This window comes from Pseudonocardia tropica, assembly GCF_040105315.1.
Taxonomy (GTDB): domain Bacteria; phylum Actinomycetota; class Actinomycetes; order Mycobacteriales; family Pseudonocardiaceae; genus Pseudonocardia; species Pseudonocardia alni.
In genome coordinates this window covers 80,783-100,206 of record NZ_JBEDNP010000018.1, presented here as the reverse complement: position 1 = coordinate 100,206, position 19,424 = coordinate 80,783, and the positions used below count along the sequence as shown (strand labels likewise).

The 19,424-nt window shown below is 76.6% G+C and carries 16 protein-coding genes and 1 pseudogene; 11 read left to right on the top strand and 6 right to left on the bottom strand.

Annotation, left to right across the window (positions count from 1 at the left end; genetic code table 11):
• Window positions 1-47: 47 nt before the first annotated feature.
• The 3 genes from WHI96_RS23840 to WHI96_RS23830 form a co-directional block, all read right to left on the bottom strand.
• Window positions 48-692 carry a vitamin K epoxide reductase family protein gene (locus tag WHI96_RS23840; RefSeq protein ID WP_425571636.1) on the bottom strand — a complete coding sequence of 215 codons (645 nt, stop codon included), beginning with the start codon at window positions 690-692 and terminating at the stop codon, window positions 48-50.
• Window positions 689-1,336, bottom strand: coding sequence for a DsbA family protein (locus WHI96_RS23835; RefSeq protein WP_345647490.1), 648 nt, complete (start codon window positions 1,334-1,336; stop codon window positions 689-691). Before WHI96_RS23835 ends, WHI96_RS23840 begins: the two co-directional genes overlap by 4 nt.
• A gap of 82 nt (window positions 1,337-1,418) precedes the next feature.
• Window positions 1,419-1,757 (bottom strand): hypothetical protein, encoded by a 339-nt coding sequence (locus WHI96_RS23830; RefSeq protein ID WP_345647487.1) that lies wholly within the window; start codon window positions 1,755-1,757, stop codon window positions 1,419-1,421.
• Window positions 1,758-1,913: 156 nt separating this feature from the next.
• On the opposite strand from WHI96_RS23830, the gene WHI96_RS23825 reads away from it, so the two are divergent.
• Entirely contained in the window at window positions 1,914-2,399 is a 486-nt protein-coding gene (locus WHI96_RS23825; RefSeq protein ID WP_178375298.1) for a cupin domain-containing protein, read from the top strand.
• On the opposite strand, the gene WHI96_RS23820 is transcribed toward WHI96_RS23825, so the two are convergent.
• Window positions 2,371-3,024 carry a TetR/AcrR family transcriptional regulator C-terminal domain-containing protein gene (locus tag WHI96_RS23820; RefSeq protein ID WP_345647481.1) on the bottom strand — a complete coding sequence of 218 codons (654 nt, stop codon included), beginning with the start codon at window positions 3,022-3,024 and terminating at the stop codon, window positions 2,371-2,373. The two genes, WHI96_RS23825 and WHI96_RS23820, sit on opposite strands and share 29 nt — an antisense overlap.
• Window positions 3,025-3,099: 75 nt before the next feature.
• Here WHI96_RS23820 and WHI96_RS23815 point away from each other — a divergent pair, with 75 nt between their 5' ends.
• Window positions 3,100-4,137, top strand: a complete 1,038-nt coding sequence (locus WHI96_RS23815) for an NAD(P)-dependent alcohol dehydrogenase (protein ID WP_345647478.1) — start codon at window positions 3,100-3,102, stop codon at window positions 4,135-4,137.
• On the opposite strand, the gene WHI96_RS23810 is transcribed toward WHI96_RS23815, so the two are convergent.
• Both WHI96_RS23810 and WHI96_RS23805 read right to left on the bottom strand, forming a co-directional pair.
• Window positions 4,130-4,789 carry a response regulator transcription factor gene (locus WHI96_RS23810; protein ID WP_345647512.1) on the bottom strand — a complete coding sequence of 220 codons (660 nt, stop codon included), beginning with the start codon at window positions 4,787-4,789 and terminating at the stop codon, window positions 4,130-4,132. The two genes, WHI96_RS23815 and WHI96_RS23810, sit on opposite strands and share 8 nt — an antisense overlap.
• A 14-nt stretch (window positions 4,790-4,803) precedes the next feature.
• Window positions 4,804-6,108 (bottom strand): sensor histidine kinase, encoded by a 1,305-nt coding sequence (locus WHI96_RS23805; protein ID WP_349302445.1) that lies wholly within the window; start codon window positions 6,106-6,108, stop codon window positions 4,804-4,806.
• Window positions 6,109-6,888: 780 nt separating this feature from the next.
• Between WHI96_RS23805 and WHI96_RS23800 the strand changes: the two genes are divergently transcribed.
• The 9 genes and pseudogenes from WHI96_RS23800 (at window position 6,889) to WHI96_RS23760 (ending at window position 19,403) form a co-directional block, all read left to right on the top strand.
• Window positions 6,889-7,371, top strand: a complete 483-nt coding sequence (locus tag WHI96_RS23800) for a DinB family protein (protein ID WP_345647472.1) — start codon at window positions 6,889-6,891, stop codon at window positions 7,369-7,371.
• 2,109 nt (window positions 7,372-9,480) lie between these two features.
• Window positions 9,481-10,464 (top strand): tetratricopeptide repeat protein, encoded by a 984-nt coding sequence (locus tag WHI96_RS23795; RefSeq protein WP_345647468.1) that lies wholly within the window; start codon window positions 9,481-9,483, stop codon window positions 10,462-10,464.
• A gap of 43 nt (window positions 10,465-10,507) precedes the next feature.
• Window positions 10,508-11,299, top strand: a pseudogene (locus tag WHI96_RS23790) (SDR family NAD(P)-dependent oxidoreductase); the annotation flags it as partial.
• Between the two features lie 43 nt (window positions 11,300-11,342).
• Window positions 11,343-12,149 carry an enoyl-CoA hydratase/isomerase family protein gene (locus tag WHI96_RS23785; RefSeq protein WP_345647509.1) on the top strand — a complete coding sequence of 269 codons (807 nt, stop codon included), beginning with the start codon at window positions 11,343-11,345 and terminating at the stop codon, window positions 12,147-12,149.
• Window positions 12,150-12,202: 53 nt separating this feature from the next.
• Window positions 12,203-15,064: an FAD-binding and (Fe-S)-binding domain-containing protein gene (locus WHI96_RS23780; RefSeq protein ID WP_345647506.1), complete on the top strand. Its 2,862-nt coding sequence runs from the start codon at window positions 12,203-12,205 to the stop codon at window positions 15,062-15,064.
• A 121-nt stretch (window positions 15,065-15,185) separates the two neighbouring features.
• Complete coding sequence (locus tag WHI96_RS23775) at window positions 15,186-15,590, top strand: hypothetical protein (RefSeq protein WP_345647466.1); 405 nt, start codon at window positions 15,186-15,188, stop codon at window positions 15,588-15,590.
• Between the two features lie 180 nt (window positions 15,591-15,770).
• The gene (locus WHI96_RS23770) at window positions 15,771-17,273 is read left to right on the top strand and encodes an APC family permease (RefSeq protein WP_345647464.1); all 1,503 of its coding nucleotides are present in this window, start codon (window positions 15,771-15,773) and stop codon (window positions 17,271-17,273) included.
• A 106-nt stretch (window positions 17,274-17,379) separates the two neighbouring features.
• Complete coding sequence (locus WHI96_RS23765; RefSeq protein WP_345647503.1) at window positions 17,380-18,090, top strand: response regulator transcription factor; 711 nt, start codon at window positions 17,380-17,382, stop codon at window positions 18,088-18,090.
• Window positions 18,087-19,403 (top strand): sensor histidine kinase, encoded by a 1,317-nt coding sequence (locus tag WHI96_RS23760; RefSeq protein WP_345647462.1) that lies wholly within the window; start codon window positions 18,087-18,089, stop codon window positions 19,401-19,403. Before WHI96_RS23765 ends, WHI96_RS23760 begins: the two co-directional genes overlap by 4 nt.
• Window positions 19,404-19,424: the final 21 nt, after the last annotated feature.

Genomic DNA, 19,424 nt, shown 5'->3' with positions numbered 1-19,424 from the left:
CCCCGGGGGGGGCCGGTGCCCCCCCGCCCCGGCCCCCGCGGGCCGGTTCAGAGCAGCGAGGACCAGTAGGTCCAGAAGCGCTGCAGGATCAGCCCGACGACCACCAGGAACCACAGCACCACCGGCACCGCGTGGTAGCCGGCGATCCGGGCGTGCAGCGCTCGCGCGCCGCCGCCGAGGGCGTCCAGGGTCGCGAGCAGCGTGTACCAGAAGATCGGGATCGTCACGGCCCACACGACCATGCAGTACGGGCAGAGCGCGCCGATCCGGTACAGGCTCGCGACGATGAGGTAGTGCACGAAGACGACGCCGAGCGCGGACCCGGCCGTCAGCCCCGCCCACCACCAGCGCGGGAAGCGGGCCCCGGCCAGCAGGGCCGCACCCGTCGTCACCACGACCGCGAACGCCCCGATCCCGAGCAGCGGGTTCGGGAACCCGAAGAACGCCGCCTGCGGGGTCGTCATGACCGACCCGCAGGACAGCACCGGGTTGATGCTGCACGACGGCGTGTAGGCCGGGTCGATCAGCAGCTCGATGCGCTCGACGGTCAGCGTGAACGCCGAGACCAGCCCCAGCACGCCGCCGACGACGAGCAGCCACGGAAGCAACCGCGGCACCGGCCCCGGCACGGCCGGGGCGCCGGTGGTGACGCGGGAGAACTCCTCGGTCCGCGCCGCGGCGGGGACGCTCACCGGCTCACCGCGGCGTCGAGGGCATCGGTGATGTCCTGCACCGAGCGGAGCTGCACCTTCTCGCCGTTGACGAAGATCGTCGGGGTGCCCTCGACGCCGGCGGCGAGCCCGGCGTCCTTGTCCGCCTGGATCTTCGCGGCGGTCGCCGGGTCCGCGACCGCGGCGTCGTAGGCGTTCAGGTCGAGGCCGAGGTCCTGGGCGTAGCCGCGGAACACCGTCGCCGCGTCCGGGGACTCGGACCAGTCGCGCTGGGTCTGGAACAGGCGCTCGTACATCGGGTGGAACGCGCCCTGGGCGCGGGCGGCCTCACCGGCGAGCGCGGCGGCCTCGGCGTTCTGGTGCATCGGCAGCGGGAAGTTGCGGAACACGAACTGCACGCGGTCGCCGTACTGCTGCACCAGCTGGTCCATGATCGGCTGGACCTGGCCGCAGGCGGGGCACTGGAAGTCGGCGAACTCGACCAGGGTGGCCGAGGCGTTCGGGGCGTCGTTGAGGCGGGCGGCGTCGGCGGTGACGAGGCTGTCGGGCGCACCGGCGGCGGCGCCGGTCTCCGGGGTGCCGGGTCGCGTCGCGAACAGCAGCGCGGCCACGATCAGCGCGAACGCGCCGACGACGGCCAGGGAGATCTTGACGTTGCGGGTCATCGGGAGTCTTCCTCCACGGGGCCCGGCGCGGTGGCCGGGTCGGAACGGGTGCGGGGACGCGGTGGCGGGGTGACCGCACGCCTCAGTTGCGGTCCACGCAGAGGTGCTCCACCGGCGACGGCGCGCACAGCGTCCGTTCCGGTGCGGCGGGCGGCGCGGTGCCGGTGTGCCCGGCCGCCAGGACGGCGACCACGGCGACCGGCAGCAGCGACGGGACGGGCACGTCGTCGTCGCGGCGGGGGGCCTGCTCGCAGTCCCCCGCGTGCATGAGCGTGAGCGGGTGCTGCGAGCAGTCCGAGCCGACGACGACCGCCGGGGTGGCGCCGTGGGCGCCCGGTGCGGTCGCGACGGCGGGGCCCGCGCACAGCACCAGGGCCAGGACCAGCAACGTCAGCGGGGCGAGGACGCGCACGTGCCTCACCCACCTCTCCGCTCCGACCACGGCCGGACGCCTCCGGCAGCGCCCACGACGATACCGAGGGGCCCTCGCCGGCCCGGTGCTCCCCCACGGCCCCGCGCGGGTGGTGACCGGCCGCCGCGCCGGGACGCCCGGTCGCCGGGCCGCTACGTTCGGTGCGTGAGCTTCCCCGAGCCCGGCGCGGTGTGGCGCCCCGCCGCGACCACCGAGCGCGCCGTGACCTCCCCGACCGGCTCGTGGACCCGGTTCGCCGCACCCGGCGCGGAGGTCGGTGGCGGGTTCGGGCTGTTCGAGTCGTGGATCCCGGCGGACTCCCCCGGCGCGCTGCCGCACCTGCACACCGGGTTCACCGAGAGCTTCTACGTCCTCGACGGCGCGCTGCGGGTCATGACCGGCGACACCTGGACCGAGGCCGGGCCGGGCGACCTGGTGCACGTCCCGCACCGGGGGGTGCACGCGTTCCGCACCGGCCCGGACAGCGACGCGCGGTTCCTCATCCTGTTCGTGCCCGGCGCACCGCGGGAGCGCTACTTCCGGGGGCTGGCGGAGTTCGCGGCGCGGGCGACGCCGCCGTCGGCGGAGGAGGTCGACGCGTTCGCGCTGACCTGCGACCAGGTCAACCTGCGCGACCACCCGGGCTTCTGAGGGTGCCGACGGCGTCGAGCACCAGGTCCAGGCCGACGTCGAACTCGTCGCCGAAGTCGTAGTCCGGGCCGATCCGCTCCGCGGCGAACCGCGCGAGGTGCGGGTGGGCGCCCTCGGCGAGCCCGTCCACGATCCGCCGGGCGCTGTCGGCCAGGGCGTCGCCGGCGAACGGGATCGCGGCCTCCTGCAGGGCGAATCCGTAGACGAACGCGTCGACCAGCGCGAACGCGTGCCCGGCGGCACGGGCGTCGTAGCCGTCGCACAGCAGCGTGCCGAGCACGGCGTCGTGATGTGCGAGCGTCGCCGGGCCGGGGCGGCGACGGCTGTCCAGCAGGGGCGTGGCCCAGGGGTGGCGGGCCAGCACCGTCCGCGCCGACCGGCAGCGGCGGGCCAGCTCGGGCCGCCACGGCCGGCCCGGCACCGGCGGGTCGATCTCGCCGAAGACCGTGTCGACGAGACCGTCGAGGATCTCGTCCTTGTTCGCCACGTGGTGGTAGACGGCCATCGGTGCGCTGCCCAGGCGCCCGGCGACGGCGCGGATGGTGAGCGCCGCGATGCCGTCGGCGTCGGCGACCTCGGCCGCGGCGGCGAGCACCCGTTCCCTGCTGAGCTGTCGCCGCGTCACGTCGTCCCCTTGTGCGTCTGTCCCGGTAACCCGTACTGTACAACGTACGTTTCGTACTAAGTACAGGAGTGCGTGATGCGAGCTGTGGTGCAGGAGCGGTACGGCACGGGCGGGGTCTGGCGCGTCCGGGAGCTGCCCGTCCCGGAGCCGGGGCCGGGTGAGGTTCTGGTGCGGGTCGCCGCGGCGGCGCTGGACCGCGGCACGTGGCACCTCATGGCGGGGCTGCCGCTCGTGGTGCGCCCGGCCGTCGGGCTGCGGGCACCCCGGGTCCGGGTCCCCGGCCGCGACCTGGCGGGTGATGTCGTGGCGGTCGGTCCCGGCGTCGACGGGTTCGGCCCCGGGGACCGCGTGTTCGGGACCGCCCCCACCGGCAGCCTCGCCGAGTACGCCGTCGCCCCGGCCGACCGGCTCGCGCACGCCCCGGACGGGTGCGGCCCGGAGCTCGCCGCGGCCGTGCCGGTGTCGGGGCAGACCGCCTGGCAGGCGGTGCACCGGGTCGGCCGGGTCGCGCCGGCCTCATCGGTGCTGGTGCTGGGCGCGTCCGGTGGAGTGGGGACCTTCGCCGTGCAGATCGCCCGGGCCGCCGGCGCGACGGTGACCGCGGTGTGCCGCTCCGGGTCGGTCGGGCTCGTCCGGTCCCTGGGTGCGACCGACGTCGTCGACCGGACGACGACCGACGTGTTCGGCCTGGGCCGCCGGTTCGACGTCGTCCTCGACATCGGCGGCAACCCGTCCGCGGCCCGGCTGTGCTCGGTGCTGGCGCCCGGCGGGACGGCGGTGCTCGTCGGCGGCGAGCGCCCGGACGCACGGCTGACCGGCGGCTACGGCCGGCTGCTGCGCGCGGGGGCGCTCTCGCCGTTCCTGCGCGGGCGGCGGCTCGCCGTGCTGGTGGCCGACGAGAACGCCGCCGACCTCGCCGCCCTGCGCGGGCTCGTCGAGGCCGGGGAGCTGGCTCCGGTGGTCGACCGGACCGTCGGCCTCGACGACGCGGGCGCGGCGATCGAGCGGCTGGCCGCGGGCCGGGTGCGGGGCAAGATCGTGGTGCGGGTGACCGGGCCGTCCACCACGGACGCGGTGGGTGACGGGGCGCCGGGGCGGCCCGGGGTCAGCTGACCAGGCCCGCCCGGAACGCCAGCGCGACGAGCTGCACCCGGTCCCGCGACTGCGTCTTGGCGAGCAGGTGCCCGATGTGGGTCTTCACCGTCGCCTCGGAGACGACGAGGTCGGCCCGGATCTCGGCATTGGACCGGCCGTCGCCGACGAGGACGAGCACCTCCCGCTCCCGCGGGGTCAGCTCGTCCAGCGCGGCGAGTGCGTCCGCCGACGGCTCCGCGGCGGCCGGCTCGGGTGCGGTGAGCAGCGGCCGGGTGGCGCGCAGCAGCCGCCGGGTGGAGACGGGGTCGACGACCGAGTCGCCGCGGTGCACGGTGCGGACGGCCCCGATGAGGTCCTGCGGGGACACGTCCTTGAGCAGGAAACCGCTGGCACCGGCGGCGATGGCCTCGGTGACGGACTCGTCGAGGTCGAAGGTGGTGAGCACCAGGACCCGCACCCCGGGGTGATCGGCGACGACCCGGCGGGTGGCGGCGATGCCGTCGAGACGGGGCATCCGCACGTCCATCAGCACGACGTCGACCTCGGTGCGGTCCAGCTCGGCGAGCGCGGCCTCGCCGTCGCCGGCCTGGGCGACGACGGCGAGGTCGTCGCAGGAGTCGAGCACCATCGCGAAGCCGGTGCGGACCAGCTCCTGGTCGTCGACGAGCATCAGTCGTACGGGGTTCACCGTTCTCCTCGGGCCGGGGGTGTGAGGGGCAGGCGCAGCCGGACCGTCCAGCCGCCGTCGACGTGCGGGCCGGCCTCGACCGAGCCGCCGTGCAGGGCGGCCCGCTCCCGCATGCCGGTCAGGCCGTGGCCGCCGCGCGGCGGGGTGGGGACGGGGCCGCGGGCGCCCTCGTCGTGGACGCGCACGGTCAGCTCGTCGGTGGTCCACCGCAGGTCGACGTGGGTGGGCACGCCGGGCCCGGCGTGCTTGACGACGTTGGTCAGCGACTCCTGAACGATCCGGTAGACGGTCAGGCCGGGACCGGTCGGGAGCTCCCGCGGGGTGCCGACGGTCCGCAGGTCGACCGGCAGCCCGCCGGTGCGGACCTGCTCGACGAGCGCGGGGACGTCGCCGACGCCGGGCTGCGGACGCGCCGGGTCGGTGTCGGTGTCGCCGTCCGGGCCGGTGTCGCGCAGCATCGACAGCAGGCCGCGGACGTCGGACAGCGCGGAGCGGCCGGTGGTCGCGATGCCGGAGAGCACCTCGACGGCCTTCGCCGGGTCGCGCTGCGCGGCGAACTGGCCGCCGTCGGCCTGGGCGATGATCCCGGACAACGAGTGGGCGACGACGTCGTGCACCTCGCGGGAGATCCGCGACCGCTCGGCCAGCAGCTCGAGGCGGACCTCCTGGCGGCGGCTCTCCTCCAGCAGCCGGTTGCGTTCGCGCAGGTCCAGGGTGCGGCGGTGCGCGGCGCGGCGCAGCGACCCGAGCAGCCACACCAGCACGGGGACCATCGCCATCACCCCGGCCAGGGCCAGCACGGTGAGCGGGGTGGCCCCCGGGAGCTGCAGTATCGACGTCGGCGGACGCAGCAGGAACGGCCCGAACATCCCCAGGGTCAGCACGACCGGCGCCAGCCACCCGGCCCAGCGGGGCCCGTAGGCGACGGCCGAGTAGCCCATGACCAGCGACGGCAGCAGGTACGCGGGGTGGACGGCCGGCTCGACGACGGTGCAGACGAGGGCGACCGCGGCCGTGGCGGACGCGGCCGGCATCGGGAGGACCCGGCGCAGCGGGACGGGCAGGGCCGCGAGCACGGCCACGACGAGGGCCACGATCCGGACGTCCGACCGGACCTTGCCCTCCAGGGTCCAGCTGACCGCGACCCAGATGAGCAGGGCGGCCAGCACGGCGTCGACGACGACCGGGTTGCGGCGGCCGAGCGCCACCGCGCGCTCGACGAGGGTCGGGGCCTCCGACGGGGTGGAACGCAGGGTGGGCAGGCTCCGCAGGGAGTCCCACACCCGTGTCGCGATGCTCATCGCGCCTCCCCCCGCTCCGGCCCCGATGATCCCCGGTACCCGATCGTGTCGGCCGCCCGGCCCGTCGTCGTGCTGTCCATGTCCCCAGCCTCGCGCGGGGCGGCCCCGCCGGGCATCGGAGCGGGGTCCGATCCCGGTCTCCGACCGTGGGCGGAGAACCGGCCGCGCGCACGGAGACGCTGTGCACCAGCGGTTCCGGCGGACCGCGCCCGACGAGCCCGCGCCAGGCCCACGCGGAGGCCACGGCCGGGCCCGCGACCAGCGCCGTCGCCAGCACCGTTCGAGCGCGTGCACGAGCCCGGCGGGCGAGGTGAGGTCGGACAGGTGCACGGTCGCGCCGAGCACCGCCTGCCCGTCGGCGTCGGTGGTGGACCCGGACCGGGCGCGCAACACCCGGGACAGCAGCGGCCCGGCGACCGCCCGGACCGCGGCGGCGACCGCGAGCGCCCGGGCCGGGGCGAACGGCACCGGCGGGAGCAGCCAGGACGACCCCGCGGCGACGGCGACGTGCGCGACGATCATGCCGGGCACGGCGGGGCCGCGGGCGGCGTCGAGACCGTCCGTCCGGGCGCGGCCCCGGACGGTGCCGGCCGGAGCGGCGCGGGCCGGGACGGTGCCGGTCGCGCGGCCACGACCCGCTGTCCGGTCCGGCGGTGGCGCCGACGGTGGGCCGGGGCCGGTCTGTCGTGGTCATGCCGCAACGGTGCGGGCCGGGGCGGCCCGGCGCGTCGGAGCGGGGAACGATCTGCGCCGTCCGACCACGGTCGTAGGCTCGCCGTCGTGAGCGACCCCTTCTCCGTGATGGTCGAGGACGAGCGCATCCAGCTGGCCGCGTTCGTCGAGGAGTACCGGACGCTGATCGCCGGTGTCCTCGACGGCCTGACCGAGGAGCAGGCGCGACGGCGGCTGGTCCCGTCGGCGACGACGCTGCTCGGGCTGGTGCGGCACGCCGCGTTCCTGGAGTCCGTCTGGTTCGGGACGGCCGTGTCCGGCGCGTCGCGGGCGGAGCTGGGGATCCCGGACACGGTCGAGGAGTCCTTCCTCCCCGGCGACGACGAGACCGTCGACTCGGTCCGCAGGCACTACCTGCAGGTGTGCGAACGGTCCCGGGCCGCCGTCGTGGGGCTCGGGCCGGACGACACCGTGTCCGGACGCGGCTACCCGATCACGGTGCGCTGGCTGCACCTGCAGGTCCTGCGCGAGCTGGCGCACCACTGCGGGCACGCCGACATCCTGCGGGAGCAGGTGCTGGCGGCGGGCTGAGTCGCCCGCCGCGCACGTCCGTCGGCCCTCCGGGGGTCAGGAACCGGGGCCGGGTGGGGGCGTGGTGCCGCGACCGCCGGTGCCCGCGCCGCCGTCCGGTCCGGTGCCGGTCGCCTCCGGGGCACCGTTCCCGGTGCCCGTGCCGGACCCCGACCCCGGCCCCACCTCTGGTGCGGTGCCCGGACCGGAGGTGGGGCCGGATCCCGCCGTGGGCTCGGGAACCGGCGCGGTGCCGGGTCCGGCTCCGCCGTCGGAGGGCTGTCCCGTGCCGGAACTGCCGGGGTCCGACGGGGGCGTGTCCGCACCGGGTGTGCCGGGCCCGGCCGGGCCCGTACCACCCGGCGGGGTGCCGGGCGTCCCCGGCGTCGTACCCCCGGCCGGGGCGCCGGGCGCTGCCGGGACCGTCCCGGAACCGCCGGGCGCCGGAGCGACCGGGCTACCCGGGCCGCCCGGGGCGGGTGCAACCGGTGCCGGCGGAGCGGCGGGTGCCGCCGGGGCGCGGCCGGCGCCCGGCGCCGGGCGCGCTGCCGTGGGGTCGGCCCGCCGCTCCCCCGGGCCCGCGGACGGGTCCGGGCGGGACGCGCCATCGCTGTCCGGGTCGGACCGGTGCCGCTCCGGCGACACGGCCCGGTCGCGCTCCCCGGCCCCGGCGGCGCCCTCGGGCACTGGGACGAGAGGAGCCGGGGCCCCCGGGAGGCCGGCGGTCACCCCGTCCGGGCGGGTCACCGCCGTCGGGTCGGTCGCGCCGGGCCAGCCCGCGCCGTCGCTCTGCCGGGAGGCCAGCGCGACCGCGCCCGCGGCCGCACCGGCGGCCGCGAGCAGCGACCCGACCAGCACCACGGCGGTGAGTCGGGGCATCGGGCGCGGCGTGACCGCGGGGACACCGTGCAGGGTCGGGTCGGGGCCGGTCGTGGGCGGCCGGGGCGGGGCTCCGTCGGGCGGTGGGACGGCCGTCGCTCCGGTCGCGCCCGTCCCGGTGATGCCCGGCGCGGCGGCCGCGGGTGCCGTGGACCGCGTCGCGCCGTCGGGTTCGGTGGCCGCCGGTGCCTCGCTCGGGGTCGACGGGATCGTGTCCGGGTCGGCGGGCACCGTCGTCCCGCTGTCCGGTCCCGTGGAACCGCCGTCCGATCCGGTGGAGCCGCTGTCCGGCGCGGTCTGCCCGCTGTCCGGCGAGGTGGAACCGCTGTCCGGCACCGGGGGTTCCGGCGTCGCGACGCCCGGGGGCGCACCGTCCGGCACGAGGGCGCCGGACGGTGGGGCACCCGGGTGCTCCGCGCCCGGATCCGACGCCTGCGGGTCCGGGTCGGCGGACCCCGGCGCAGCGGCGTCCGACGTCGCGGACCCCGGTGCCCCGGGGCCCGGACGTGCCGGGGCCGGGGTTTCCGGCCACGGGGTTTCCGGGGACGGGGTTGCCGGCGACGGGGTTGCCGGCGACGGGGTTGCCGGCGACGGGATTGCGGCGCCCGGGCCCGCGGACACCGGGGCGGCAGGGGCCGGGCCGCCGGGCACCGGACCACCGGGCGCGGGCCGGCGTCGCGTCCCTCCGGCCCCGAAGGACCCGATGTCCGGGGGACCGGGCTCGTCCGCGGGCGGTGCGGCGGGCGGGGCCACCCCCAGGAACGGCGACGTCGGCCGCAGCGGGGGCCGCGGTGGCGGTGGCCGGGACGGTCGCCGCGCCGGTCGCCCCACCCGGCCACCGGTGGCGGGGTCGGTGCCGGTGTCCGGACGCCTCGCCGCCCCTGCGTCGTCCGCGCCCTCACCATCGGTGTGGTCGGCGTCCCCCTGCCTCGACACGAGGCCCCCTCTCCGCACGGCGTGCGCGCGATTGTCGAGCCCCCGGACCCCGCACTCCAGGCACCGCGACGGACGTGCACCCGTCCGAGGACGCGGACCGCACGGCCGGGTGACTCCGTCCGGACGGGCCCGCCGGTCCCGGACCGTCGGTTCACCTTCTGCGACGCACGGTGATCGGTAAGGGTGGCCTTCGCCTCGGATGCTCGCCCGGGGCGCGCGATACCGCTGGTTACAGGTACGTTCGGTCACGATTGAGTGGGCCGTCCGGGTGAGTCCGGACTGTTCGTCGAGGTGAGGAGGGGAGGTCGGGTGTCCGTGGCCGATCGGAGGGTGACCGTCCCGCACCACGGTGCGGGCCGGTCGACGACGACCGCCGACCCACTGCGCGAGGCCCTGCGCTCCCGTCACGACCGCGCCGCGACCGACGTGCGCGTCGCGGGACGCAGCGGCGACATGCCCGCGCTGCTGGACGCGACCCGTCGCGTCCAGCAGGTCCTCACCACCGCCCGTCGCGACCTCGGCCCGGACGACGCCGACACGCTCGTCGCCGAGGGGAGCCTCGCCGTCGCGCTGCTGCTGGGCTACGACCGCACCGGCGGGCTGGAGATCGCCACCCGCAACCTCGCCGCCCGCGAGGCGCTGCTGGGCCCGGACCACCCGGCGTCGCTCGCGGCCGCCGACGCCCTGGCCGCGGCCCACCGGGTGACCGGCGACGCCGAGGAGGCGGTCCGCCGGCACGAGGACGTGATCACCCGGCGGGCGCGGGTGCTCGGCGGGACCCACCCCTGCACGATCGCGTCCCGGGCCGCGCTGGCGCTCGCCCGTGCCGACACCGGCGACCTGCGCGGCGCGGCCGGGCTGCTCGCCGCGACGCTCGAGGTCGCCGAGCGGGTGCTCGGCGCCGGGCACGCGGTGACCGACGACGTGCGGGAGCTGCTCACCGACTGCCGCGCCGCCGCCGACACCGCGGGGCGCGCCACGGCACCCACCGCGGAGCCCGCCGTGCGACCGACCGCGGAGCCCGCCGTGCGACCGGCCGCGGAGCCCGCCGACGGTCCCGCCGAGCGGCCCGACGGGGAACCCGCCGACGGTCCCGAGCCGCCCACGGGCGTCCTGCCGCGGATGCGCCCGCCGTCCGGGGAGCCCGAGCCCCCGACCGGCGTCCTCCCGGTGATGCGCCGTCCGCCCCGGGACGCCGAGCCCGCGACCGGGGTCCTCCCCCGGACCCCCGACCCGCGCGAGGAGACCCTCCCGCTGTTCTTCGACCGGCCCTCCGGCCCGCTGCCCGTGGTGCGCTGACCCGGCCCGACGTCACGGACCCACCGGTGCGGATCGACCATGGGTGGCCGGTGTCGTCATCGTGGGCGGGTCCGACACCGGTGTCGGCGACCACGAGGTGGACCGGCCCGTGGGCAGGACGGACGACCGGACGGTGCTCGTCACCGGGGCCGGGCGCGGCATCGGCCGTGCCACCGCACTGCGGCTCGCCGGGGAGGGCGCCCGGGTCGCGGTCACCGACCCCGACGGCGACACCGCCGCCGCGACGGCCGCGGAGCCGGGCGCGGACGGGACCGCGTACACCCTCGACGTCGCCGGCCCGGACGCGGTGCGCGACACCGTCGAGCGGGTCCCCGGCGACCTCGACCGGATCGACGTGCTGGTCGACGACGCCGGCCGGGACGAGGTCGGCGCGTTCGTCGACTCCGACCCGGCCGACCGGGACCGGATCGTGCGGATCGACCTGTTCGGGGTGCTGCACACCGCGCACGCCGTCGTCCCGCACCTGATCGCGCAGGGCTCCGGGACGGTGGTGAACCTCGCCCCGGAGGCCGGCCGGGTCGGGTCCAGCGGCGAGGCGGACCACCCCGCCGCCACGGGCGGGGTCGTCGCGTTCACCAGGACCCGCGCCCGCGAGGTCGCCCGGCACGGCGTCCACGTCGACTGCGTGTGCCCCGGCCCCACCGACACCGCCCTGTCCGCCGACGTCGTCGCGGGGAACGACCGGCTGCGTGACGCCCTGGTGAAGGCGATCCCCTTCCGCCGCCCGGCCCGCCCCGAGGACGTCGCCGCCACCGTCGCCTTCCTCGTCTCCCCCGACGCCGACCACCTCACCGGGCGGACCGTCAGCGTCGGCGGCGGCCTGTCCATGCTCCGACCGCAGCCCCCGGGAGGACCCCATGACCCTCGACCCGAGCACCTACACCCAGCTGCGGTTCGAGCGCCGCGACGACGGCGTCCTGCTCATCACCATCGACAACCCGGCGAAGTACGACGCCGCCGACGAGGTCCTGCACGGCGAGCTCGCCCGGGTCTGGCGGGACGTGTCGTCCGACGCCGCCACCCGGGTCGCGGTGATCACCGGGGCCGGGCGGGCGTTCTCCGCGGGCGGGGACCTCGGCATGGTCGAGCGGATGGCCGGCGACCACGAGCGCGTCGCACACATGCTCCGGGAGATGTCCGACCTGGTCTGGAACATCATCGACTGCGAGAAGCCGGTGGTGTCGGCGATCAACGGGGTCGCCGTCGGGGCCGGGGTGGTCGTCGCGCTGCTCGCCGACATCGCGATCGCCGCCGAGGACGCGAAGCTGGGCGACGGTCACGTGCGGCTCGGCGTCGCCGCCGGGGACCACGCCGCGATCATCTGGCCGCTGCTCGCCGGGATGGCGAAGGCCCGCTACTACCTGCTGACCGGCGAGATGGTCACCGGCGCCGAGGCCGAGCGGCTCGGGATGGTCGCCAAGGCGGTGCCGCGCGAGCAGGTCCTCGACGAGGCGCTGCGGGTCGCGCACGCCCTGGGCACCGGCTCCCAGCAGGCCATCCGGCTCACCAAGCGGGCGCTGAACTCGTGGCTGCGCAGCGCGGGACCGGCGTTCGAGCAGTCCGCCGCGTACGAGATGTCGACCTTCATGGGCCCCGACGTGGTGGAGGGCGCCGCCGCGCTGCGCGAGAAGCGTCCCCCGAACTTCCCCTCGGCACGGGGCTGACCCTGGGGCAGGGTGGGTGCACGCGCGTCCCACCACACGCCAGGAGCACCACCGTGACCCTCACCGGATCGCCCGCGGAGACACCGCCCACCGACCCGGCAGGCCGCCCGGCCCTGCACGCCCTGCACGACCGGCTGGCCGCCGCGGTCCGGCCCGCCGCCGTCGCCAACCGGGCGATCGACCGGCTCCGGATGGCGCACGACGCCTCGCACTTCGCCCGCACCCCGGCCGCGGTGGTGACGGCGTCGAGCGCCGCCGAGGTCGCGGCGCTGTTCCGCGCCGCGGGCGGGGTGCCGGTGACCTTCCGCTCGGGCGGGACGAGCCTGTCCGGCCAGGCCGTCACCGACGGCGTCCTCGTCGACGTCCGCCGCCACTTCCGCGGCATCGAGATCGAGGGCGACGGCGCCCGGGTGCGGGTCGGGCCGGGCGCGACCGTGCGCTCGGTCAACACCCGCCTGGCCCGGTACGGCCGGATGCTCGGTCCGGACCCGGCCAGCGAGGTCGCCTGCACCCTCGGCGGGGTCGTCGCGAACAACTCCTCCGGCATGGCCTGCGGCACCGCCGCGAACAGCTACGCGCTGCTGGACTCCGTCGAGCTCGTCCTGCCCTCGGGCAACACCCTGGACACCGGGGCGCCCGGCGCCGACGACGAGCTGCGCGCCCGCGAGCCCCGGCTGTGGGCGGGCCTGGCGCGGCTGCGCGACCGGCTCCGCGGCGACGCGGCGCTGCGCACCGAGATCGAGCGCCAGTTCTCGCTGAAGAACACCATGGGCTACGGCCTGAACTCCTTCCTCGACCACCACGACCCGGTGCAGATCCTGGCCCGGCTGCTCGTCGGCTCCGAGGGGACGCTGGCGTTCCTCGCCTCGATCACCATGCGCACCGTGCCGGTGCTCGCCCACACCCGCACCGGGCTGCTGGTGTTCGACGACCTCGCCGCCGCCAACCGCGCGCTGCCCGGCCTGGTGGACTCGGGCGCGGCGACGATCGAGCTGCTGGACGCGACGTCGCTGCGGGTCGGTCAGGGCGATGGGGCTGCAGTCGACGCCGTCCCCTTCCTCGGTTCGCTGACCGTCGACGAGCACGCCGCGTTCCTCGTGGAGTACCGCGGGCACACCGTCGACGAGGTCACCCAGCTCGCCGGGGACGCCTCCGGGCTGATCTCCGGGCTGCCGCTGCGGGGCCCGCGGGAGCTGTCCGCGGACCCGGTCGCGAAGGCCGGGCTGTGGAAGCTGCGCAAGGCGCTCTACGCCAAGGTCGCGGGCGCCCGCCCGCCGGGCACCGCGGCGCTGCTGGAGGACGTCGCCGTACCCGTCCCGGACCTGCTCGCGACCTGCGAGGGCCTGATCGCGCTGTTCGCGAAGCACGACTACGACCACGCCGTGATCTTCGGGCACGCCAAGGACGGCAACGTCCACTTCATGCTCACCGAGGACCTCGACGACTCGGGCACGGCGGGCGGCCGGGACCGCTTCGGCCGGTTCACCGACGACATGGTCGACCTCGTGCTGGCCCACGGCGGGACGCTCAAGGCCGAGCACGGCACCGGCCGGATGATGTCGCCGTTCGTCCGCCGCCAGTACGGCGACGAGCTCTACGAGGTCATGCGGGAGATCAAGCGGCTCTGCGACCCGCAGGGGATCCTCTCCCCCGGCGTCGTCCTCGACGACGACCCGACCGCGCACCTGGCCGGCCTCAAGTCCGCCCCGCCCGTCGAGTCCGAGGTGGACCGCTGCGTGGAGTGCGGGTTCTGCGAGCCGGTCTGTCCCAGCCGCGACCTGACCACCACCCCGCGGCAGCGGATCGTGCTGCGCCGCGAGATGGCCGCCGCCCGGGCCGCGGGCGACGAGGCCCTGCTCGCCGAACTGGAGGCCGACTACGCCTACGACGGCGTCGACACCTGCGCCGTCGACGGCATGTGCGGCACCGCCTGCCCGGTCCTGATCAACACCGGTGACCTGGTGCGACGGCTGCGCGGCGAACGCGACCACGGCGCCGCGGGCGCGGGCTGGACCCTCGCGGCGAAGCACTGGGGCGCCACCACCCGGGCCGCCGGGCTGGCCCTCACCCTCGCGCGGGCCGTGCCCGGCGCCGCGCCGGTCTCGGCGGCGCTGCGCCGGGTCGCCGACCCCGAGCAGGTCCCGCAGTGGAGCCCCGACCTGCCCCGCGGCGGCGGGCACCGGGTCCCCGGCGGGCTGGTGTCCACCGATGCCGACCTCGTCCTGTTCTCCTCCTGCACCGGCGCCGTGTTCGGCTCGGCGGGCCCCGGCGCGGGCGAGGCGTTCTCCCGGCTCTGCGCTCGGGCGGGGCTGCGGGCGAGCGCGCCCGCCGACCTGGGGTCGCTGTGCTGCGGCACGCCGTGGAAGTCCAAGGGGCTCGCCGACGGCGCCGCCGCGATGGCCGAGCGGGTCCTGCCCGCGCTGTGGACGACGACCCGCGCCGGGGCGCTCCCGGTGGTGTCCGACGCGTCGTCGTGCACCGAGGGGCTGCGGGTGACGGTCGCGTCCGGCCCCGAGCGCTACCGCGGCCTGCGGGTGCTCGACGCCGTCGAGTTCACCGCCGACCGGATCCTGCCCGCGCTCACCGTGCCCGCCCGGCTGGCCCGGCTCGTGCTGCACCCGACCTGCTCGGCCACCCAGCTCGGCCTGCTCGACCCGCTGCGACGCCTGGCCGGTGCCGTCGCCGACGACGTCGTCGTCCCCGACTCGTGGAGCTGCTGCGGGTTCGCCGGGGACCGCGGGATGCTGCACCCGGAGCTGACCGCGGCGGCCACCGCCCCGCAGGCGGGGGAGCTCGCCGGTATCGACGCCGACGCCCACGCCTCCTGCAACCGGACCTGCGAGCTCGGCATGAGCCGCGCGACCGGTCGTGACTACGAGCATGTCCTGGAGGTGCTCGAACGGATGACGAGATGAGCGACTCTCGTGATCCTGGCACGACCGTCTCGGTCACGTCCTTGTTTAGGACCCGGTGAACCGGGGATGAGTGTCGGTGATGCGCGCCTTCGTGGGGGCGGCCCGCACCCGGAGGGAGTCCATGACCGTGACCGTGGTGACAGGTGGGGCCGCGGCGAACGCCGTGATGGCGATCGTGCGGATCGAGGCGCCCGCGGGCGTCGAGGCCGACGTCGTGGAGGCCGAGTTGACCCGCGCCCTGTACACGCACCGCAAGCGTCCGATGACCGTCGAGCTGTCCCTGGCCGACGGCACGGGGCCCTGGCCGCGGCGCGGACCGGCCCGGTACGCCTTCGTCGCCGTGCTGACCATGTCCGGGCACTCGGACCCGGAGCGGCTGGCCGCACGCATCGAGAAGACGGCCCGCAAGGCCATCCGGCGCCGCTTCGGCCGCCCGGCCACCGCCGAGGTCCGCACCGAGATCTCCGGCGCCGAGGCGGGCGCCTACTGGTTCAGCGTGCGGGGCACGCCGCACCGGCAGTTCTGACCCCGCGGCGGGGTCGCGGCGTGAGACGCGACACCGCTGTGTCCGTTCGGGTGCGTCCGTGCCGCATCCTGTGTGCCGCCGCCGGCCCGGGCGGGAGCCGACGAGACGGGGAACGACCACCGTGCTGACCATCCTCACCGCCGAGATCGGCGGTTGACCGCCGCCGCACCGCCTCCCCTCGTGGAGGCCGGCCCGAAGGGTCTCCGCACCGGAGCGCTGGGCCTGTGGGGCAACACCGTCATCGGGCTCGGCGCCACCGCGCCGGCCTACAGCCTGGCCGCGACGCTCGGCTACGTCGTCCTCGCCGTCGGCGAGAAGGCGCCCGCGATGTTCCTCGTCGCGTTCGTGCCGATGCTGTTCGTCGCCGTCGCCTACCGCGAGCTGAACCGCGCGGTCCCCGACTGCGGGACGACGTTCACCTGGGGCACCAAGGCCTTCGGGCCCTGGGTCGGGTGGATGGGCGGCTGGGGCGTCGCGGTGTCGGCGATCATCGTGCTGGCCAACGTCGCCGAGATCGCCGCCGTCTACACCCTGCGTGCGCTCGGGTTCGCCACCGCCGCGGAGAACACGCTGGTCAAGGTCGGCGTCGGGGTGCTGTTCATCCTGGTCATGACCTGGGTCAGCCACCGCGGGATCGTGCTGTCCGAGCGGTTCCAGAACGCGCTGATCGTCTTCCAGATCGTGGTGCTCGCCGTACTGGCCGCCGGGGCGCTGTGGCTGGTGTACTCCGGCGACGCCGGCCCGCAGGCCGTGCTGCCGAGCTGGAGCTGGTTCGACCCGACCGGGATCTCCGGCTCCGCCGCCGCGCAGGCGCTGATCCTCTGCATCTTCGTCTACTGGGGCTGGGACGCCTGCCTGGCCGTCGGCGAGGAGACCCGCGGCCCGACGAGCACCCCGGGCCGGGCCGCGCTGCTGGCCACGGTGATCCTGCTGGCGATCTACGTCGTCGTCGCCGTCGCGGTGGCGTCCTACGCCGGGTTCGGCGCGACCGGGATCGGCCTGGCGAACCCCGAGCACTCCGAGGACGTGCTCACCCTGCTCGGCGCCCCGATGGGCGGCACGGCGCTCACCGCGGTGCTGCTGCTGACCGTCGCGGTGTCGGCGGCGTCGTCGACCCAGACCACGATCCTGCCCACCGCGCGCGGCGCGCTGGCGATGGCCGTCTACGGGGCGGTCCCGCGCCGCTTCGGCGGCGTCCACCCCCGCTACGCGACGCCCGGGTTCGCCACCGTCGTCATGGGGCTGTCCGCGGTGGTGTTCTACCTGGTGCTGGGGCTGGTCAGCTCCGACGCGCTGCTCGACACCGTCGCCTCGCTCGGCCTGGCCGTGGCGTTCTACTACGGCATCACCGCCTTCGCCTGCGTCTGGTACTTCCGGCGCACCCTGCTCCGCTCGCCGCGCGACCTGCTGCTGCGCGGTCTGCTGCCGCTGCTCGGCGGCGTGGTGATGGTGTGGGCGTTCGTGCAGAGCTCGGTCGACATGCTCGACCCCGCCTACGGCGAGACCTCCTTCGGTCCGGTCGGCGGGGTGTTCGTCATCGGCGTCGGCATGATCGCGCTCGGGGTGCCGCTGATGCTGGCCTGCGCGGTGCGGCGCCGGCCGTTCTTCCGCGGGGAGACCCTCGACGAGAACACCCCGGTACTGGTCCCGGAGACCGGCGAGCCGCCCTACGGCGGGTCCTAGCCCCACGGGTGGGGGGCACTCATGGAGCATAGGACCGGCCGCACCGGTCCTGAGCTCCATGAGTGCACGACCGGGGACGGGGTGCGCCACCACCACCCGGTGGACGATGATCGGGCCGGTGAACGCCCGCATCCTGCTCGTCGAGGACGACCGCACGATCGGTGACGTCCTGCGCGGCAGCCTGACCGGGCACGGCTACGACGTCCGGTGGGAGCAGGCGGGCGGCCCGGCGCTCGCCGCGGCCGGGCACACCCCGTTCGACCTGGTCCTGCTCGACCTCGGGCTGCCCGACCTCGACGGCGTCGAGGTGTGCCGGCGGCTGCGCACGCTGCGCCCCGACGCGGTGCTGGTCGCGCTGACCGCCCGGACCGCGGAGATGGACGTGGTGCTCGGCCTCGAGGCCGGCGCCGACGACTACCTGACCAAGCCGGTGCGCCTGGCCGAGCTGCTCGCCCGCATCCGGGCGCACCTGCGACGGGCCGGCGGCGACCGCACCGAGGACGTGCTGGAGGTCGGCGACCTGCGCGTCGACACCGGGGCCCGCCGCGCCACCGTCGCCGGGCGGGAGCTGGGCCTGCGCACCCGCGAGTTCGACCTGCTCGCCCGGCTCGCGAGCGACCCGGACACGGCGCTGAGCCGCGAGGTGCTGATGACCGACGTGTGGGACGCGCACTGGTTCGGCTCCACCAAGACCCTCGACGTGCACGTGGCCGCGGTGCGCCGTCACCTCGCCGCGCACGACGGCCCCCGGGTCCCGGTGATCACCACGCTGCGCGGGCACGGGTACCGCCTGGAGCTGCCCGGGGACGTCCGGTGAGACGCCGCATCGTGCGACTCACCCTCGTCGCGGTCGGGGTGACGCTGGTGCTGTTCGGGGTCCCGCTGGCCGCCGGGCTGGAGCGCTACACCGTCGCCCAGCAGCGCGAGTCGCTGCAGCGCATCGCGGACTTCGCCGCCCGCTCGGTCTACGACGACGTCGTCCACGACCGGGTCCCGGCCCGGCTGCCCGACGGCCGCAACGACGACACCGCGGTCGCCCTCTACGACGAGGACGGCGACCGCACCACCGGCGACGGCCCGCCGGAGGGCGACGAGGGCGTCGACCGGGTCCTGGACCGGGGGCTGTCCTCCTCCCCGGCAGGCCAGCTCGTCGCCGTGTCCCCGGTGACCGACGGCGACGACGTCATCGGGGTGGTGCGCGCGGCCCGCCCGACCTCGGCGGTGTGGTCCTCGCTGGTGCCGCTCTACCTCGGCATGGTCGCGCTGGCCGGGCTGGTGCTGGTCGCGGTGTGGACGCTCGCGATGCGCCTGGCCGGGCACCTGTCGGCGCCGCTGGAGTCGATGGCCCGCGACGCGGCCCGGCTCGGTGAGGGCGACTTCGGGGTGCGTCCCGCCCCCACCGGCATCGGGGAGCTCGACCGCGTCGGGTCCGCGCTCGGCCACACCGCGGGCCGGCTCGACGACCTGCTCGCCCGCGAGCGGGCGTTCTCCGCGGAGGCCTCGCACCAGCTGCGGACGCCGCTGGCCGGGCTGCGGCTGCGGCTGGAGTCCGCGCTCGACGACCCGGCGCTGCTGCGGCCCGCGACCGTCGAGGACGGTCTGGCCTCGGTCGACCGGCTGGAACGCACCATCGACGAGCTGCTGCTGCTCGCCCGCGAACGCAGCCGTGACGCCGTACCGGTCGACCTCGCCCGGCTGTTCGACGAGGCGCAGGCCGAGTGGGGCGACCGGCTGTCCCGCGCCGGGCGGTCGTTCTCGGTGTCCCGCGACGGCGCCCTGCCCGACCCGCCCGCCTCCGCCGCGGCGGTCCGCCAGATCGTCGCCGCGCTGCTCGACAACGCCGTCCAGCACGGGGCCGGCGCGGTCACGCTGACCGCCCGGGAGGCCGGTCCGGACGCCGTGGCCGTCGACGTCGCCGACGAGGGGCCCGGGGTGGCCGAGGAGGACCTGTCGGGCAGCGACGGCCGGCGCGGCCTCGGGGTCGCGCTCGCCCGTCGGCTCGCGGAGGCCGAGGGCGGACGGCTCACCGCACGCCGGTCGCCGTCGGTGGTCACGCTGCTGCTGCCGCTGGAACCGGTCCGGAACGGCCGATCGCTTACCTCCTCCTCACCTCCACCTCATCCCCCGTGACACAGGGGCTCCCTACCGTCG

Excerpts from the sequence above, each read along its gene's own strand:
- WHI96_RS23835 (WP_345647490.1), bottom strand. The coding sequence starts at position 1,336 with ATGACCCGCAACGTCAAGATCTCCCTGGCCGTCGTCGGCGCGTTCGCG.
- WHI96_RS23815 (WP_345647478.1), top strand. The coding sequence starts at position 3,100 with ATGCGAGCTGTGGTGCAGGAGCGGTACGGCACGGGCGGGGTCTGGCGC.
- WHI96_RS23810 (WP_345647512.1), bottom strand. The coding sequence starts at position 4,789 with ATGCTCGTCGACGACCAGGAGCTGGTCCGCACCGGCTTCGCGATGGTG.
- WHI96_RS23805 (WP_349302445.1), bottom strand. The coding sequence starts at position 6,108 with ATGAGCATCGCGACACGGGTGTGGGACTCCCTGCGGAGCCTGCCCACC.
- WHI96_RS23785 (WP_345647509.1), top strand. The coding sequence starts at position 11,343 with ATGACCCTCGACCCGAGCACCTACACCCAGCTGCGGTTCGAGCGCCGC.
- WHI96_RS23775 (WP_345647466.1), top strand. The coding sequence starts at position 15,186 with ATGACCGTGACCGTGGTGACAGGTGGGGCCGCGGCGAACGCCGTGATG.
- WHI96_RS23765 (WP_345647503.1), top strand. The coding sequence starts at position 17,380 with ATGATCGGGCCGGTGAACGCCCGCATCCTGCTCGTCGAGGACGACCGC.